12 protein-coding genes are annotated in these 17,714 nt (G+C 30.4%); 1 reads left to right on the top strand and 11 read right to left on the bottom strand.

Going from position 1 to position 17,714, the window contains the following annotated elements; translation table 11 throughout:
- On the top strand, positions 1-285 hold a 285-nt coding region (locus tag H8707_RS05205; protein ID WP_262429081.1), incomplete at its 5' end, for a hypothetical protein.
- A gap of 712 nt (positions 286-997) precedes the next feature.
- Here the strand turns inward: H8707_RS05205 and H8707_RS05200 are convergent.
- The 11 genes from H8707_RS05200 to H8707_RS05150 form a co-directional block, all read right to left on the bottom strand.
- A complete protein-coding gene (locus tag H8707_RS05200) occupies positions 998-1,288 on the bottom strand; it encodes a hypothetical protein (RefSeq protein ID WP_262429080.1) in 291 nt (96 codons plus the stop codon).
- 40 nt (positions 1,289-1,328) lie between these two features.
- Positions 1,329-3,632, bottom strand: coding sequence for a protein kinase domain-containing protein (locus H8707_RS05195; protein WP_262429079.1), 2,304 nt, complete (start codon positions 3,630-3,632; stop codon positions 1,329-1,331).
- 61 nt (positions 3,633-3,693) lie between these two features.
- Positions 3,694-4,932, bottom strand: coding sequence for a hypothetical protein (locus tag H8707_RS05190; RefSeq protein WP_262429078.1), 1,239 nt, complete (start codon positions 4,930-4,932; stop codon positions 3,694-3,696).
- A 202-nt stretch (positions 4,933-5,134) separates the two neighbouring features.
- Positions 5,135-6,847 (bottom strand): TnsD family Tn7-like transposition protein, encoded by a 1,713-nt coding sequence (locus H8707_RS05185; RefSeq protein ID WP_262429077.1) that lies wholly within the window; start codon positions 6,845-6,847, stop codon positions 5,135-5,137.
- Positions 6,847-8,529 carry an ATP-binding protein gene (locus H8707_RS05180; protein WP_262429076.1) on the bottom strand — a complete coding sequence of 561 codons (1,683 nt, stop codon included), beginning with the start codon at positions 8,527-8,529 and terminating at the stop codon, positions 6,847-6,849. Before H8707_RS05180 ends, H8707_RS05185 begins: the two co-directional genes overlap by 1 nt.
- A complete protein-coding gene (locus tag H8707_RS05175) occupies positions 8,501-10,660 on the bottom strand; it encodes a Mu transposase C-terminal domain-containing protein (RefSeq protein WP_262429075.1) in 2,160 nt (719 codons plus the stop codon). The genes H8707_RS05180 and H8707_RS05175 overlap by 29 nt, the downstream gene beginning before the upstream one ends.
- Positions 10,641-11,498: a TnsA endonuclease C-terminal domain-containing protein gene (locus H8707_RS05170; RefSeq protein ID WP_262429074.1), complete on the bottom strand. Its 858-nt coding sequence runs from the start codon at positions 11,496-11,498 to the stop codon at positions 10,641-10,643. The genes H8707_RS05175 and H8707_RS05170 overlap by 20 nt, the downstream gene beginning before the upstream one ends.
- A gap of 580 nt (positions 11,499-12,078) precedes the next feature.
- Entirely contained in the window at positions 12,079-12,537 is a 459-nt protein-coding gene (locus H8707_RS05165; protein ID WP_262429073.1) for a hypothetical protein, read from the bottom strand.
- Between the two features lie 163 nt (positions 12,538-12,700).
- Positions 12,701-13,141, bottom strand: coding sequence for a hypothetical protein (locus H8707_RS05160; RefSeq protein ID WP_262429072.1), 441 nt, complete (start codon positions 13,139-13,141; stop codon positions 12,701-12,703).
- A 507-nt stretch (positions 13,142-13,648) separates the two neighbouring features.
- A complete protein-coding gene (locus H8707_RS05155; protein WP_262429071.1) occupies positions 13,649-14,875 on the bottom strand; it encodes a hypothetical protein in 1,227 nt (408 codons plus the stop codon).
- Between the two features lie 305 nt (positions 14,876-15,180).
- Positions 15,181-17,481, bottom strand: a complete 2,301-nt coding sequence (locus H8707_RS05150; protein WP_262429070.1) for a Spaf_1101 family AAA-like ATPase — start codon at positions 17,479-17,481, stop codon at positions 15,181-15,183.
- Positions 17,482-17,714 lie beyond the last annotated feature (233 nt).

The raw sequence follows: 17,714 nt of genomic DNA, 5'->3' as shown, positions 1-17,714 counted from the left end.
AGAGAGGCTACAATACCGGTTGGAAAAGAAATTGAAGTGTCAGATGCATCTTTAAAAGGAGCAGGAAATAAAATCAATGCTTGGGAGTGGCAAGTATATTATTGGGACAAGGATGAAAAGTATGTTGACTATCAAAAATTTGACACTAAAGATATTAAGATAAAAGCCGAACAAGAAGGCTATGTAATTATATTTCTAAACGTTGCGGATGATTTTGTACCTACGTTTAAAGACACAAACACTCCAATGAACTTTGCAAACTGGTCCAACTTCACTATCTTTTAAATTGTGCATTGTGCATTGTGCATTGTGAATTGTGCATTGTGAATTGTGAATTGTGTTCATCAAACAAACTCCTCACCTTTTTCAAATAAAGTTCTCTCACCAACACCCCTCAAACCCTTGATACTACTGGCTTGTTATTCTTTTCCATTTATCCATTTAATTTCTTAATCCTTGAACCTGCACCACTAAAGTACTTATATTTCTTAAAAATCAGGGCAAAAAATGAAAATAAAGTTCTATTAGGATTGAGGAAATAATAGGATTTAGGAACTAGGGATAAGGGGAGATTTTGTCCATTTATTCTTCCATTTTCTTATCCATTCAATCTTTCAATTCATTGATTTATCTGACTTTTAGCCTTGTCTCCTTTTCTCTATCCCTTGCAAACTTCTAATAAAAAAACATGGCTTACCCGAGATTCCTAATCCCTAATAAACCATGTTTCCTAATACTACTTTATTTGCATTTTAAAATGAATTTGCATAATGATAGTACTTTATTTGATGGAGACATAGATACAGGGATAAGGGGTAAGGATTAAGTATATTACTGTCTTCCCATTTTATGTTTATTATATTTTAAATCTAATTAAAAAACAAGGGCGTGTTAAGGCTCTTTTGATAAATACTATCTATTCAATTTTTATACTAAATAAAGACGTATAATATTTTTTAACAATAATATTTGTCACCTTATTAACCCCAATTACTTTTTATCCTTCTCTGTTCATAAATCGTGTTATCCTCTCCATCTCAGTTCCATTTATACATTTATAGTATTTCGTAACTGCATTATATAAATTACCAGGTATGCTTCCTTTGTTTCCATATTTCTCATATATCCTTTGTCGTAGTATAATCATTTCTGTTTGGTTCTGCACTAATATATCTAAATCAACATTAAATTCTCTTTCAACCCTATTTGCTCTTGTTATTCTTGAATTAATTGCTTTATTAGTCAAGCCTTCTCCTTCCAAAAACCCCCTATACCTTTTATCGTTCATACTCCCCCTCCTAAAGTCTCTTCTTAATTGTTTTATTTTTTTACAAAGTGTATTTATTTAATTCGCAATTTATTTCTTTTAACAGTTCTTCTTGGCTTAGACTTACATAATCTGATAAGCATTCATTTTCTCCACATCTCAAATGCTCGTACCACGCATCTAACATTAATAGATACACATCTTCTATATATCTATCTATTGGTGCTGTCTCTCCAACCATATTATTTTTTGCAGGAAATTCATAGCCTAATACAGGGTATTTGAAAATCTCAAGATATTCAACTTCTTTTGGTTGAATAAGTTCTATATATCCATCTTTATTAATCACTAGCCTATTATAGTAATTATCATTTCCTTTCTTTAATGCTTCAATAATTTCTTCCTTTGTAAACAAATGCCTTGGTCCCATTAACCTTTTCATATCAATATGACAATCTGCTTCATTACTAATGGTATGTAAGTTTGCAAGTGAAATATCTAAATACTTTTTAATTTCAGTAGAACATATTTTTGCTTCTTCAAAGTCATAGAACTTGTAATAATCCTTTTTCCTATCTGTCCCGTTAATCAAACTTTCAAAGTCCCATAAATCTTCTTTAACTCTTAATATTCCATCGACGTTTAAGTAAAGTTCAAAACTTGCTATTATCTGTACACTTACAGTATATTCAAATCTCGTATCTTTATCTTTTCTATTGCAATCATTTCTTGTTAATTTAAATTTTTGAATATAATTTAATAATTGATTTTCCTCTTTGTTATGAAGAGCAATCCATTCTTGCCTTTCTTTTTCTTCTTCTCTTTTCTTCTTGTTCATTAATTTATCATATTTTTCAGGGTTATCTTCTTTCCATCTTAAGAATTTTATAGTTTCTTTAATAAAATTCTTAAATTTTAATGGGGTTTCATATTCTGTTTGCAAGGCATTATAACTCTTCATATTAAAGTTGTAATATGAATCTTTAGGGAAAATGACATAATTACCCTTTAAACCAAAATATATTTTCCTTGCATTATCAGGTAACTTTATACCATTATAGGTCCCATAGTTCAAGTGATAAGGTTCAATATATACATCAGGTTCTATTTCTAGTACACATTCTTCATATACATCATCAGCATTATCATATTCATATAAACCACAAGGCGGTAATTGTTCGGTTTCCAATAAAAAGTAGTTCCATTGATAGTATCCAAATATCTCCATATATAATCGTTTAGGCTTTACTAATGTTATATAGCCATCTTCGTTCAATTCTATAAAACCTTGTTTCCGAGAAAGTATGCATCCATTTAAGTCTAATCCCCCATCTGACGGTAAAAACATATGGTTATAAGATTTTGTTTGGCTAACTAAATCAAGCACCTTTACTATTTCTTCAATATTAGACCATACAATTGTTTCTGGAGTATAAGGAGTTACCTCTTTAATAATAAAATCCCATTCTTTTCTACATCTTTTGCTGAAATCATTCTTTATCTCAAACCACTCTTGCAATAAATTTACTAACTGTTCTGCTGTCGGTCTTTCCCCTGGAATATCTAATGTACATACTGTTAGAATTTCATGCAAAGTAACTAAATACTCTCTTTTAATATATTGTCCTAAAGATATACCTTTATTTTTATGATTATATTGTCCTCCAAATGCAATATCTTTGTTAGTAAGTATCATCCACAATGTTTTTGCCAATGAATAAATATCTGCACATAACGGGTTAGCATTTTTGGAATCCTCTCTCATTTCTGGTGCTATGGTATTTGGTTTTTTAGGCCCTATCGCTTCCTTGGCATTAGTTAATGCCTTTTTACCTGGATATGAAACTAAACCAAAATCACTTAAATACCATCCATTCTTATAAAAATATATATTATTGGGTTTTATATCTCTATGTGCTATTTCTTTACTATGTAATTTCTCTAAAATTTTAGCAATTTCAAAGATACTCGCTATCTTTTGTTCAAAAGAATATTCTTTTAATTTCTCACTCATTTCCACTGCAATTGGCATAGTATACCAAGGAAAGTTATCTTCCGAAGGTTCCTTAGGTACGTATAAATCGTAAATAGGTAATATACCTTTGACTTTATCTTGGTACTTCTGTACTACTTTAATTTCATCACAAAACCTTGCATATTTTTTACGCTCATAATTCTTACAATCAGAATATGAATATTTTCTATTGTAATATTTACCGTAATTTAAATTTATAATTTTTAATGCAAAAATGTTATTTTCATCATTTAAACTAACAACTTTATATACTGTTCCATTACCACCGGTACCTATCTTTTTAATTACTTTGTATTTTGATGCTATTACTGACCCTTCTTTTATATTCAACATAAATCCCCCATTTATTCTACATTCTAATATCAGGATTGCTTCTTTAACTTTATATTAACTAATATACTCTTATATTTTCTCCTGTTATAAGATATTCTGGTACCTTTATGTCCCTATTCCCTGGATAATTAACAAAAAATAATCTTATACTCCTTATTGCTTTATATGTTTCTAGTATCATTTCATTTTGTTTTTTTAATAATGATTTATCATATTGATTAGAATATATTTCATGTGCAGGAACTTGTCTAATTTTTCTAATGGATTTTAAAGGATTTATAATCAGTTCATCTATATTCTCACTAGTTCTAATATTTTGTTTTAACCATTCCGACATCATTTGCAAACTTCTCTTTAAATTTCCTTTATCATCTTTTCGTTCTACTGGTTTTATAAATCTAGCGACAGTTGTAAAAGTTTTGTAATTAATATTATGTACAATTATTTTTTCAAGCGCTAACATGAAACCATAGTAATTTTTAAGGGTTGGAAGAAACATTATCCTATAATCTTCTGGTTTTTCGAATGTATGTGGCTTATATATTTTATTAAATAAATGTGGAATATCCATATTTTCACACATATTATTTATAACTATCATTTCATCTAGAACAGCATCATAAATTGACACTTCATCTACCCATTCCCCTAAAATTAAGTTCTTATAAAAACCTCCATTTATAAAATAATCTTGTTGATGGTCTAAATAATTTATTTTCCATTTAAGTTGTGCATTAAGTGAAAGGTCTGCTAAGTCTCCTAGAAAAACTCCTACCACTCTTTCTTCATATAACTTTTCTTTATGATAACCTAATCCAAAATCCTTTATATATTCGCCTTCTAAGTTATCATCATAAAATTCATCAGCAACAACAATACTTCCTCTATAATCAGACCAAAATACTTCGTATCTCGGGTCTTGAAAATATGATTCTAATATTTCTATATTAAAAAATAATATCTTTAATTGTTCTTGTCCATCTAAAAGCATCTTTGTAAAAGGCTTTTCACTGTTTATATTTAATGATTTTAGATATTTTTCTGTAGGATATAAGACAACTGAGTCACATTTATTAATAACCTCTTTTTTCTGTTCTTCCTTATCAATATTTAATCTCAATGTTTTTATATGTGGGTTTAAAACGAATGCAGAAGATAATACCTCTACCTTATCTTCATCAATTAACTGACAAATCAAATCAGTATAGTTTTTGTCAAAATTATATAATGGAAATCCATTGAAATCTCTTGAATTCAAATAATAATCTGTAATTTGTTTAAGAATCTTATCTTTCATAAGCATCCTCCCCGCCTTTATAATATCATGCATCATATTAATCTTTAGTTTTACATAATTTTCTATCTATTTTTTATTATAACACATTCTATATATGGTCTAAATTTATTTCTTAATTCTATAGAAATTGCAATATTTTTCCCATTATAAAAAGACTGCACACATTTATAGCATTGTAGTTAATGTGCAGTCTTAAAGTTATTTAAATATTATTAAAGGTAAAATCATACCCATTCTCTTTTAATATCTGCTTAATTTCCTTATAAATCCCTCCCATATACCTTGGCTTTACTCCTGCTGTTTCTGCCAAATTCCATAGTGTCATCTCTTTTCCCTGTCTTTCTAATTCTTCAATGCCCCATTTTATTTTTCTTATATGGAATTCTTCTAGGCTTTCTAATTCTGAGTCTATATATGCCTTTGTCAATGGGAGTTTCTCCTTCCTTTTAGAGAGCCAGCCGCTAATCCCTAACTTGCCTCCTATAGTTGACCATGTTATCCTTTCAGGCTTGCCTTCCTTCATTTCTTTTATCACTTCCTTAACTTTAGGAAACAATTCAGCATCTCTTTTATCCCAATCAACAGTGTTAACTACTGTTTTTATTCTGCGATAGTTTTCTTCCATCCATTCACTATCATATCTTTTTAGCCATGCATAAACTCCATTGTTATTTCTACGAATTTGACTGCTGCTTTTATTAGGATATTGAGCATGGAGTTCAAGCCACTTTTCCCTTAACCTTTCCCTTTTCATTCTAAATTCTTCTGGATCAGTAAACTTGTTGTGAAGATATTTTCCACCACCATTAAATTTCCAAAACTCTTCTACTCCTAACCTATCAATAGCCTTTCTAATTGTTTTTGCAGATGACTTTAATATATCTGATATTTCTCGGATTGATAGTCCTGACTGGGTAAGTTCTATCAACCTCTGGTCCCACAGTTCCTGATAAGCATCAATATTGTTTTCATCTTCATCATTAGAGCCAAGTTTTGTATTAAATAAATCAGCCACTGGAATTTCGAGAAACCTCGCTAATAATAGATACCTTATTGAATAGGTTGTCCTATCATTATTTCTAACCATATCAGGTAGCCAACCTCCGCTATTAACTGATACAGGGGATTGAACAAGTGCCAAGTATTCATGACCATAAAAATCCACAAAGTCTTGTTTTAACTTCTTTTGGTGAATATAATTGTTCATCCTAGCATAGCCTTTTTCAATCAACTTAACTCGAAACTGATTTCTAAACCACTCAGTCTTCTTAAATCCAAATTGATTATTTAGAAGTATTTCTACATCTCCTGCCATCCAAAGCATCTTCTTCATCAAATCATTTGAATAACTTATTTCTTTTTCTACTATACAGTTCTCATGGGATGCACTAATAAATCTCTGTCTGTTACCAGCCCTTATGAGTTCTGTGCTATCACAAAGGGGTATCTTATGTTTTAAACATACAAATACCCCTGTAACCTGATGACTTCTGTGCCAATATGGCTCTCCAAATCTTTCTATGTCCTCTTTAAAACACTCAGGACAAAATCGAAAGTATTTATTTAAATTGATAGAATTTGATATTAGACCTATCCTCATGTAGGAAACTGCCCCTTCACCATTTCTCATAGTTTCAATTATCTTTTCAGCCCGTTCTTTTGGGATAAATGCTGCAAGAAAAGGAAATAAGGTATGCTTATAGATAAAATATTCTGCTGTATATTTTGTACCGACAGGCATATTTTCAATTAATGCATCTAATTGTGTAGACAGTTCCATAACTGCTATACAATTCCTTGTTCCGAATAAGTCTTCAAAATTATGAATTTCTTTTATATTTCCACTTCGCATACAGTATCGTGCCAATGTACTATATAATATTTCGTCTGGATAAGGTGTAGGAAAAAAGTTCACTATATCACCTCCTTGGAAAAAATATCATCTTCAAAACTTACAATATATCCTGATTCTTTTATAGCCTCATAAGCACTTTTATTATCCTTTTTGCCCTGTTCAACAATGGTTCGAATATCAAATGAGTTTACAGCATTTCGCCCTGATTCTCTTTCTTCCATTTTACCTGTTTCTTTTTTCCCTATCCCCCCTACTTCTTCATCCTTAAGTTGTTCTATCACACCTTTTATCACATCATCTACACCTAAGTCTTGATTTTTAGAAAACATAGTATCAACTATTTTTTGTGCATTTTTAATATCTACGCCTAACTCAACAAGTTTTATCAGAGCCTCTTTTTTTACCCCTATAGAGCCCTCTTGCCTTAGTTTCTTTTGTTCTTTCTTTATCTCCTTAGCCCGCAAGTCCAGGTTAATAGATTCTCTCGCCCGAGTTAAATAATCTGTATAATCAATATCCGCCATATAGATATCTTCGTATTTAATAATTTCTCTCAGATTATTCGTCTTCAATGCAGTAATCATTGGCTGAATTAGTTTTAAATTCTCTTTTGCTACCTTTTTAATAATTTGTGGAGTTATCTCTTCCTTTCCTGTCGATATAGCATGGGCTTGAGCAATAGCATAAACCTTTTTTAATAAATCAGGTATCCCCTGGGTTTCTTCATATAAAACATTACTTATTTCAGGGGTAAGGAGCGTTTCTTTCCTCATCCACTGGTAGTGCCATATAGAATCTACTAATAAGTCCCACACCCCATCTCTTTGAATCCTATCGCATACCATATCGCCACCGAGGCCTGACCCTCTGCGAGCCTGTCTGAAGTCTCCCTGGAGGACTTTGATTGCTTTTGGGGTTCCCACTAAAATAACTGGTACCCCTACATTATTTACGAGGTTTACAAAGAAATTTAACATCTTTTCACTTCCACCAGATTTGGCCATACTTAAATGTTGTATCTCATCAATAACTAAAATGCCTAGAGCACAATTTCTTACCACCTGATTCATGACGGTCATCATCACATCAACAGTTGGTCTTGTCCTCATTACTTTTTCATGATGATTGGTTCCAAGAAGCCTGTCTATTTCAGCAAAAAACTCGTATAGGAGTCCCTTAATTGAGCCGTCATGGGGGCATTCCAATTTCAAATATACTACTTGGTACATCGAAAAAGGAATTTCTTGATATTCAGAATGCACAATTATCTGAGGATATAAAGTTAGTACCCTATTAAGAGAAGAAGTCTTTCCCAAACCTGATATTCCTATCAAAGAAAATCCTAGTGAAGTTGAATAAAAATCTTTATTATTTATTAGGTTACTAGTATTCTCATGATAATCTCTGTAAAACCCTTGAGCCAGTTTGCTGCTAAATGGATTCCGGGAAAGGTATCCTTGCCTTATTGCACGAGAAATCTTTCTTTCAAGTTCTATGCTCATAGGGAGGGGCTGAAAAACCTGAAATAATCTGTCTACCATATGAATACGATAGTGACTGTCCAGTAATCTTTCACTTTTATTAAATTCGGGATAAAAAGCCAATCTTTCAATTGCCTCTTGGGCGGAAAGGAGATTAGGAAGAGATTCAATGAATGGATTGCCTTTATAATCTGGAATTATCTGTTCTATATACTTTGCTTCTACCGCTATACTACCGTTTGGTATCATCACTTCCTTCATCCCTCATCACCTCTTTCTGTTTTTTAAGCAATAATTCTAAAGTATCCATTTCTAAAGTTTCTTTTTCTTTATCTGGACTTTGATAATCTTCATTATCACTTCCTAAATCAAAAACCTCTTCCAATCTTCTAACTGTTTTTTCCGCATTCCGATTCCCTCTTATATTCTTTACTCTTTGTCTATCACTTTCTACTGTACTTGTCTCACTTTTGTAGTCTTCTTCTGCTTGTTGAACTATGTCCTCTATTTCAGCAATTAATTGAGTTTTTGCTTGTGCAACATTATCTTTATTTCTTTCTCTCTGCATTTTTTCTACTGCTAATAAATACTCTATTTCCTCAATTGCTCTGTCCTTATACCTATTGCTAGCATCTACTAAAAAGCATTTCTCATATTCGCTAGGATTATCATTATAGACATATATATACTCCATATTACGTGGGTCATAACTTATTTTAATCTTCCGTAATCCCTTAGTTCGTGCATCAGCAAAGACTCCACTTTTCAATATAGATTTAGATGTATAATACATATCTTTATACCTTATACCTTTAGGGGTAACAGTTGCTATATCAGACGGCATTAGTGCTAATTTAACAACATCCTCTGAAGTCGTTCTAAGCATTCCTCCTCGATTTGCTATTCCCCAATTCCATAGTTCAATTGGAATACAAGAAACATTATCTTCTAGCATATCTTGGTCTCTCTTGTAATAATCGAGGTGATAATGATTATTATGATATAAGATGCATTTTATCATTATCTGTGTAAATTGATGTAAATCCAATTTGGCGGCCGTCCTGTAGTCATTGTCGCCTCTTTCGCGACCTTCTAGGTCAATTTTTCCTGGAAGAAACGGCTTAACTCGTTCATTGGTAAGTCCAAAAAACCTTTCCACCGCTGACTTTAGGTCTGCTCGGTAAGGTGGTGTATTTTGAACCTTCACATTTAATATATTTATAAGGTTATCAATATTACCACCTTCAAGTTCACCACGGTCAGCAATTATTGTCTCTGGAAGGTGATGTACAGGCCAGTCTTTTTCTTCTATTTTAATTCCATACTGCTTACAAAACTCCACTTTATTCATGGTTGCGTTTAAAAGCGCCATCATGGCTCCTGCATAAGAACCTGTTTCTAATCCAATATATAGACCGCATATTAGTCTACTAAACTTGTCAATTACTGCATAAATGGCAGGCCTACCTATAACCCAGTTTCTGTTGAACCGTGATACTAAATAAACATCTCCCACTTGACAGTCTATTTCAAATTGCCCAGGTTGAAATACTCCATCTAAAGAACTGCCTATTATAGGTCGATACTGTTTTTGATACTTTTTATTGCTGTATCTGCTAGTTATCTCTTTTTTTATATTTCGCTCCTTCTCAAACCAATATCTAAACTGCCCAAAGGATGGAATTTCCGCCTGAGGCTTTATAATTGGTATCTTAACTCCATTTTCTTCTTTAAAACCATCCGAAAAATATTCTTTTCTCATGAGTTCATAAGTCAATGTTAAAGAATTTTTTGCTGTGGTATAGTAGTATTTATTTACAGCAATACGAAAGATTCTTTTTATTTCCTCAGTAACATTTACCCCTTCTCCTATAATAGACTGATTAGTTCTAGGTCTTCCTCTTTTCACATTTCCAGCCTTTCTCTCTTTGCCCTTTGCTCCACAGTTTCGGTAATCTGGTAATAAAGCGTTGCAAGTTTTTCCCCTTTTCCAGTACCTTTTTAAATATTCCAGAATCCATGATTCACTTAATCCACAGGTTTCGGAGGCTCTTTTAATTAACTTCCCTCTAAAAGCAGATTGAAAAATATCTGGCTCCTTATCTACCATATCCCTAATTACTTCCCACGCCCTATCCCTAATTTTCTTATGTTTTTCAGGTATATCTTGTTCCTTTAACACAACTATAAATTCGTCATCATCTTTTATTTCTGCCTTCCCTCCAGCCAATGCATCTTCTATATCCTTCTGTCTTCGAATATAAGGAACTTTATTTTTATTTACATCTATTGTGTAGGCTATTTCATCATCCATCCACAGAAGTCTCTCAATGTTAGTACTTTCAGTCCCATCTTTCCATTCTAGTAAGGAATTAACCGTATACCTTAACATCATTATTTCCCCCTTTGTCACTTATTTCAGGTATGTAAACTGATTTTCCTGTTTGGCTAAGATTTATAGGCTTATCCATATCTAAAACTATCCTTTTCTCTGCAACTAAACGTTTAAATAATAGTAATCCCATTCCGACATCCAGTGAATAGTCTTTTTCAAATCCTACTATAATGTTCTTTATGCTCTGTTTAGTATTAATGAATCTATATAAAAGACCATCAAATAAGTCATCAAACTCAGCCTTTTGAAACCCATTATTGCCATCAGTAGTCATTGATGAATGAACCCATTCTATATTTTTTGCCCTGACATCATTAATGTCCTTATTTGTCACAATGCCCCAATCAATTCCTTGAACCTTCCAGTACCTCCTTTCAATTTCCAGTTTCTCGATTGTACTCTTTTTAGACAATTCCGAAGCATATTTTATACTTCTTGCAGCAAAACTCTTTTGCCCATCAGAGTTCAAAAGCGTAATCAAGAATGTGGTGGTTAGTATATACGTTTCCTTGGTTTTCCTGTCTATAAACTTATCAAGTCTTAAATCCGATATGTCGTTCAACACTACTTCTAAATCTATTAATGGATAATGTTCTCGAATATCGATAACTTTTTCTTCCCAATCTAATAAATAAAAATACTTTAATTGCGTATCTGAAAAAAAATGATGTATTCTTTGTGTTGTCCATCCAAAAACTCTCGTTACCCTGCCCATGCTAGGGAAATCCTGAACAGTTAGCCAAGGCTTATATTCCTTCCCTTCTCCCTGACCCCTACCCTCCTTTATCCATCTATTTAATTTGTTTGAATCCCAATCATTGCTTCTTTTAGCCATTGAATTACCTCCAATACTTTAAAATTGCAAATAAAAAAATGCCACTGACCTCAAGGCATCTTTAAGATGTCTGTGTCAATGGCATTTTAATCCATTCGTTCTGTGTACTTTAATTTTATCATACAACAACTTTATTTTAAACGTTAAATTTCAATTTGAAATAAGGTATAGTGGCCAAGTAAAATTCTATGTATTACTTGCACAAGGAGGCATTTAAGTATCATGAAAGGAAGTATTTTTAGAACTATAAGATTGCTTATACTAGCAAACATATTCTTAATACCCTTTGTTGTAGCCATTCAAAACATTGTTATACGCTTTGTTATAGGCTTTTTCATAGGTTTTTCATTTATTGCATTACTGTCATTCACCAGTAAAATGCAAAACTTATATGAAAAAGATGATTAAAGTAATAAGAAAGGCATTAGCAGGACATAATCCCCTAATGCCTTTTCTTATTTAGCGGAGAGTGTAGTTTTTCATATTGCAATTTCTGGTATAATCCTAAACCCCTTATCCTTTAAACCCTTTGCCACTACCCCTACAGTTCCCGCTGTTTTATTAAAGCAAAGAGACAATTTTATATAAGAGGTCTTCCATTTCCTTTTAATTTTTCATTAAACTTATCCATTACTGTTTTATACTTCTCTAAATTCTTTTGTTGCTTTTTAATATCTATACTAGAATTGTACATATATATATGTGAGAATAAAAAACTTATATCATCACGCTCTAACATAGCATAGTCTTCGTATAATTCCATATTATCCTTTATTACTTTTTTAATTCTCTTGCATTCTCTTCTACAGTTTTGGCCATCCTCTACTAGCCCCCATTCATTCTCATTTATAAGTTTTTCTTCATTTCCTTTTAAAAAACTTATGAATTCATCAAGGAAATTTATCAAAACCTCTACTTCTGTTCCATCCAAATATATCTTTTCTTTTCTATCTTTAATACAAAAACCGTCAGAGGATTTTTGCTTATGCTCAATCTTTTTTAATCTAAAATTGTCTAGGCTCACTATATTATTTTCCATTTTTAACATACCTCACTTTTTTATTTATTTACTTTTAGCATAACACGAAATTTTTCTAGAATTGCCAAAAGCGTAGAATAACATTAAGATTATGTTACAATTGTATTAATTCTAACTTATAAAAAAATATTGGCGAACAAATCGCCAACATTCCAAACCCCTATCAACTCAAAGCAGTCCTATTTTCTTGATAGTTATTAATGTAATCCCTATATTCCTTTATATCCTCTTTACTAATCATAGAATATATACTTTTTATTTGCCATACAAGGTCCTCATATTTCTTATTGTATATGCCCATTAATTGTAAATTTAAGTGTACACACTCCCTAAAAACTAAAAATTCTGCTATATTTAGTTCAAGTAAAATTTCCTTCCTATTGTACGGTTCAGCCATTAAAATAAGTACTTTAGTCATTATCATTTCTGTATTGGCGATATTTTCATGGATTGCAAAGTCATCTATAACTCCCTCTTCATATCTTAAAACTTCTAGATGCCTATTTATCTGCCGTAGCAATAATAATAACAATCCCTTGGGAATCTTAATCTTAATATTTACCTCATTAAACTTAGAATAAATTTCTTCTGGTTTTAAATGCATAGTATAAGCCCTCCCTATATTATAAAATTCCTATTTCTTAAACTCTATATAATATAAAGAGGGCTGCATATTCTTATCAAGTTTTTATAAACTTTTTTGTTGAAATTATTATTTAATTATTAAATACTTCTACCACTTAATTTTCAAAATTCTCCAATACATTTTTAAAATTTCAAATATTTTTTTGTTTTATTCTTTGTTAACCCCATATACATATATAACATCTATTTAAAATCTAACTCCTATGTACTAATACACTTTACTTTCCTTGTTTTTTATTCAGAAAATATTTCTCATCTATGTCTTTCCTATCATCATCTATAAATTGTGTATTGCATTAAATACATCTCCTTAAAGTCAAGAATTCAATTGTATTTAATTTTAAATATAAATAACTAGTTTTTCCTATAATTATAAGTCTTTCTTTGAATACTGCTTGTCTATTTTTTGTCTATTTTCATTATGCTATTGTCTGTTAATTCTAACATAAAAATACATATTGTTTTGTTATCCTTCTTCTTGATTAACACGATTATTCTTTTTATTTCTTTTTTGCCAAATTTTTTCTATTATTGTTATCAAAAGTAGCAAGATTAATATAATTACAAATATTAGTATTACAGCATACTTAAAAATAGTTGCATATATATTAGAAAAAATAGTTGCAAGTATAATAAACATAAACATTAGTAATCCTAATATTCTGCAAATATAAACCATATTATTATATACTTTATATTTATTAAAGTTTCTAATTAGGTCATATATACATTTTATTAACATCCCACTAATTATTAATAGTCCTAAAACTTTGGTGCCTAACTCTTTATCATCTTTAAATATTCTAAACCAATTACTACTTAAAAATAAAACTATAGTTTCCATAATATTATTTATTCTATCCTCGGTTTTAAATATTATTGCTAAAAATATCATAGGTAAAAATGCAATAAACATTATTCTAATCACTTTTATCTTTTTACCTGAATTCCAGTCTTTTCTAATAATTATAAAAGTATCTGATATCTTTTCGTATTTAGAAATTAGAATTTTCTTAAATTTATCAATAGAATATTTCTCTACTTCTTTGTCTATTTCTTTTATAATTGTATCTTTACGTTTCTCGTATATTGCTCCATATAAAAGTCTTGCCTTATCAATAATAGTAACCATTGTCAAAACAAGTCCCAAAATTGCTATTGAAATATTTATCATATTTTCTTGCATCTGTCCTTCTATAATATAAGTATTTATCTGATATAAAGTTAAAATCATAAAGCCTAAAAAAATTAGAAACCATATTACAAACTGTCGTGTTAATCTTTTAAACTCATCCTTTGTTGATTCACTATAGATTAAAAGACTAATAATAAAACAAATAGTAAATACTACCTCTACTATAATAGGCATTTCTTGTGTTGGAACTGAGTAATTTGATAATAGCCTAATTATAAGAGTAGTCAATATAATGGGTATTATAAATATGCTTAATATTGACTCAAATAATCTCATCTTAAAATTGGTATTCTTTAATATTAAAAGTGCTGAAAGTAATGAATTAGGAAGACTGAATTCTAAATTTTTGTAGTTTAATATAACTATCCATATCAAAAGTACAGTTAAAAATATTGGTATCCAAAACAAAACATGCTGTCCTAATGTCACCGCATTATATCTAATGGCTATTAAAATAATAACGGCTATACTTAATATTAACTCTAAAGTAAAAGCCATAGATAAACAGTAAAAAAACTGTACCATTTTATGTAAAAAATAAGAGTGTTTATGATTTCCTTTTTTCATTTTTAATAAAATACTCTCAAAAAAAGATGATATCATAATAAATAATTTTAATATTTCTTTTTTGATACCAGTTTAATCATCTCCTTATTTTGAATCTCAATCTATCGGCACTTGAATCACAAATATGATGTTTATTGAAGTCCAATTCATGTAACTTTCATAAATATTGCACTTTAAATATTTTATTTAAAGTTAATTATAATTTATTTTCAATACTTGGTTTGTAAATAATCTATTTATTTAAATGGAGGATATTTCATATTTCTTACATCTAGTGCTTGTCTGCCTCCTTCAAGTATGTTTAGTACTTTTTCGCTTATTCCAACTTTATCAATAGAACCTGAACAACTAACATAACCATTTTCACCAGTAGACTCAAGGATAATTATGTTTTCTGCATCTCCTGATATCGGGATATTAGGGTTGTGTGTCGCAAAAATTAACTGCCTACTATTTTTTATTTTTCTAAATTCTTTTACCAAACTTGAGTAAATATAAATATTGTCTAAGTCATCTTCTGGCTGGTCTATAATCAAAGGCCTATTATCACCCAAATCATGAGCAGCAGTAACAATCATAAGTAACATAGCCACTGATTTTTGACCCATCGAAAGCATATTTCTCGGTAGAAATCTTTGTTTTTTACTTATTCCAGTATTTACATTATATTCATATTCAATTTTATCTTCTGGAAATGTTGTAAAAACCCATCTATCTAATACTGGCCTAACCCATTTGATTAACTGTTCGGCATCACTTTCCTCAAGTCCATAGCATTTAGCCAATTTATTGGGCTTATTATATAAAATATATACTGGGAAAATCCACTCTGCATTTTCCAATGCAACTTTCCTAACTACTTGTGTTAGCCATTTCTCTAAAAGAATTTGTTTTTCATATATTATATTAAATTTCCTTCTGCATTGATTTACAGTATCATCAATAACTCTCTTTTTATCTTTTTCAGCAAAATCTTTCTCAAGCCTTAATCTTACTTGTCCATCTAAAATCTTATTTACCTTTTTAATTATGTTTTTTCTCAAGTTAAATATTTGTTTATTACTTTCTAGTATTTCAAGAAATGGGCATGTTATTTCCTGCATATCTTCCTCAACGATATGTGCTCTTTCAATATAATCATTCCATTCAACCCTATTTTGCTTTTTAAGTATACTTTCTATAGAGTCGTAATTCTGTTTTATACCTTTCAGCAGGTTACTATACTTCTCAGTATTACTAATGAGTAAAAGGTTATTTATTACATCTATTGGCCCTCTTTTATCTTGAGCATAATTCAATATAGCACGTTGTTTGTAAGCAACTGATGAAAAGTTTTGTAATTCTTTATAAGTTTCATTGCTTTTTCTGCTGCTATAAAATTTCCCATTTTTACTCAACTTATAGATACTAGGTTTATTCCTTACACCTATTAATTCTTTGGTATAATTATCAAACTCAATTTTAGGTTCACAAATAAAAGCATATACATCTCCAAAGTAGTTTAGGAAAACGGCAGAAATATCGAATTTCAACGCAACCTCATCATCAGTTACTTCTGGGAAAAGTGTATATTGAACTGTATCTAATAATGTTGATTTACCAGTTCCTCGTGCTCCAATCACGCAGTTTAGTGCTTTGTTAAACCTAAAAAACTGAAATCCATCAGGATTTTTAGGGTCTTCTAAGTATCCGCCATTTATAGCAACTCCCTCTATATATGGATAAATGTTTCCTGGTATCTCATCATATATTCTTACCTCTGGGTCCAATAGTGCAATTTTCAATCCATGAAATGATAACTCGGATAACTTAATGTATGAATATCTCTCACCTATAGGTTTGCCATCGGCTTTATACTTTGCTTTTGTATCTCTAGTTCCGTGACTGTCTGAACAATATATTACTGCTATACTTTTTTCCCTTCTATATTCCTTGTTGTTAAGAATATCTTTTAAAAGTTTATCTTTCAAACCTTTATCATTCAAACTAATCCCGTAAAGATGTTCAGATTTAATTATAGATGCCAAACTTTTTCCCTTATGTATCCATGAATCATCTCCACTATTGCCATTATGAAGAAGTTTTTCTAACATGCCATTTGTTGAGTCTGCATGGGCTAAAATAGTTATGCCATCCATTTCATATATTCTTTTCATTAATTCCATAGGAGTTACTTTATACGCATCAGCATCTTCCTCTCCTTGTTCATTAATATCTATACCTATGTTATATAAAAATGTATTTAGTTCATCTTGAGTCTTTTGTGGAGGAAAAATTGCTAAAATATGTTTACCAAAACTGGAAATTTCAATACCAGGCAATATAAGCATACCTGTATACTTACTATATTTTTTCTTATCAGCCATTATATAGTCCATCATCTCATAATATCCTTTAACAGTATTATGGTCGGTTATAGCAATAATACCGATTCCGTTTTCAAAGGCTTCATCCAGTATTTTAATGTATTCCTCTTCATTGCTCGTATATGTTTTTTTATAGCACTTAGATGAAGGAGTATGTATATGTAAATCCATTTTAAAATACTCACAACCATATTTCCCTTGCATGCTTTATCATAAAGTTGCTTTAGAGTAACACTATCCATAAATCTTTATTCTCCTTAAAATAGTCATAACTTCTTCAATATTTTAGCATACTATACATTTTCGATATTTTTACATAGCAAACCTTTATCAATTGAATATGGCTTTTAATATAAAAAAGAAATAAATGTATGTTTATTCTCTATTCAAAAATTTAGTATATG

It is taken from the genome of Paratissierella segnis, from assembly GCF_014385195.1.
Lineage (GTDB): Bacteria > Bacillota > Clostridia > Tissierellales > Tissierellaceae > Paratissierella > Paratissierella segnis.
The sequence above is the reverse complement of the archived record's forward strand: the minus strand, read 5'-3'. Positions and strand labels throughout refer to the sequence as shown.

Bases quoted from the DNA above. Each gene is read 5' to 3' on its own strand.
- H8707_RS05200 (WP_262429080.1), bottom strand. From the start codon at position 1,288: ATGAACGATAAAAGGTATAGGGGGTTTTTGGAAGGAGAAGGCTTGACT.
- H8707_RS05190 (WP_262429078.1), bottom strand. From the start codon at position 4,932: ATGAAAGATAAGATTCTTAAACAAATTACAGATTATTATTTGAATTCA.
- H8707_RS05180 (WP_262429076.1), bottom strand. From the start codon at position 8,529: ATGAAGGAAGTGATGATACCAAACGGTAGTATAGCGGTAGAAGCAAAG.
- H8707_RS05175 (WP_262429075.1), bottom strand. From the start codon at position 10,660: ATGTTAAGGTATACGGTTAATTCCTTACTAGAATGGAAAGATGGGACT.
- H8707_RS05170 (WP_262429074.1), bottom strand. From the start codon at position 11,498: ATGGCTAAAAGAAGCAATGATTGGGATTCAAACAAATTAAATAGATGG.
- H8707_RS05165 (WP_262429073.1), bottom strand. From the start codon at position 12,537: ATGGAAAATAATATAGTGAGCCTAGACAATTTTAGATTAAAAAAGATT.
- H8707_RS05160 (WP_262429072.1), bottom strand. From the start codon at position 13,141: ATGCATTTAAAACCAGAAGAAATTTATTCTAAGTTTAATGAGGTAAAT.
- H8707_RS05155 (WP_262429071.1), bottom strand. From the start codon at position 14,875: ATGGCTTTTACTTTAGAGTTAATATTAAGTATAGCCGTTATTATTTTA.
- H8707_RS05150 (WP_262429070.1), bottom strand. From the start codon at position 17,481: ATGGATTTACATATACATACTCCTTCATCTAAGTGCTATAAAAAAACA.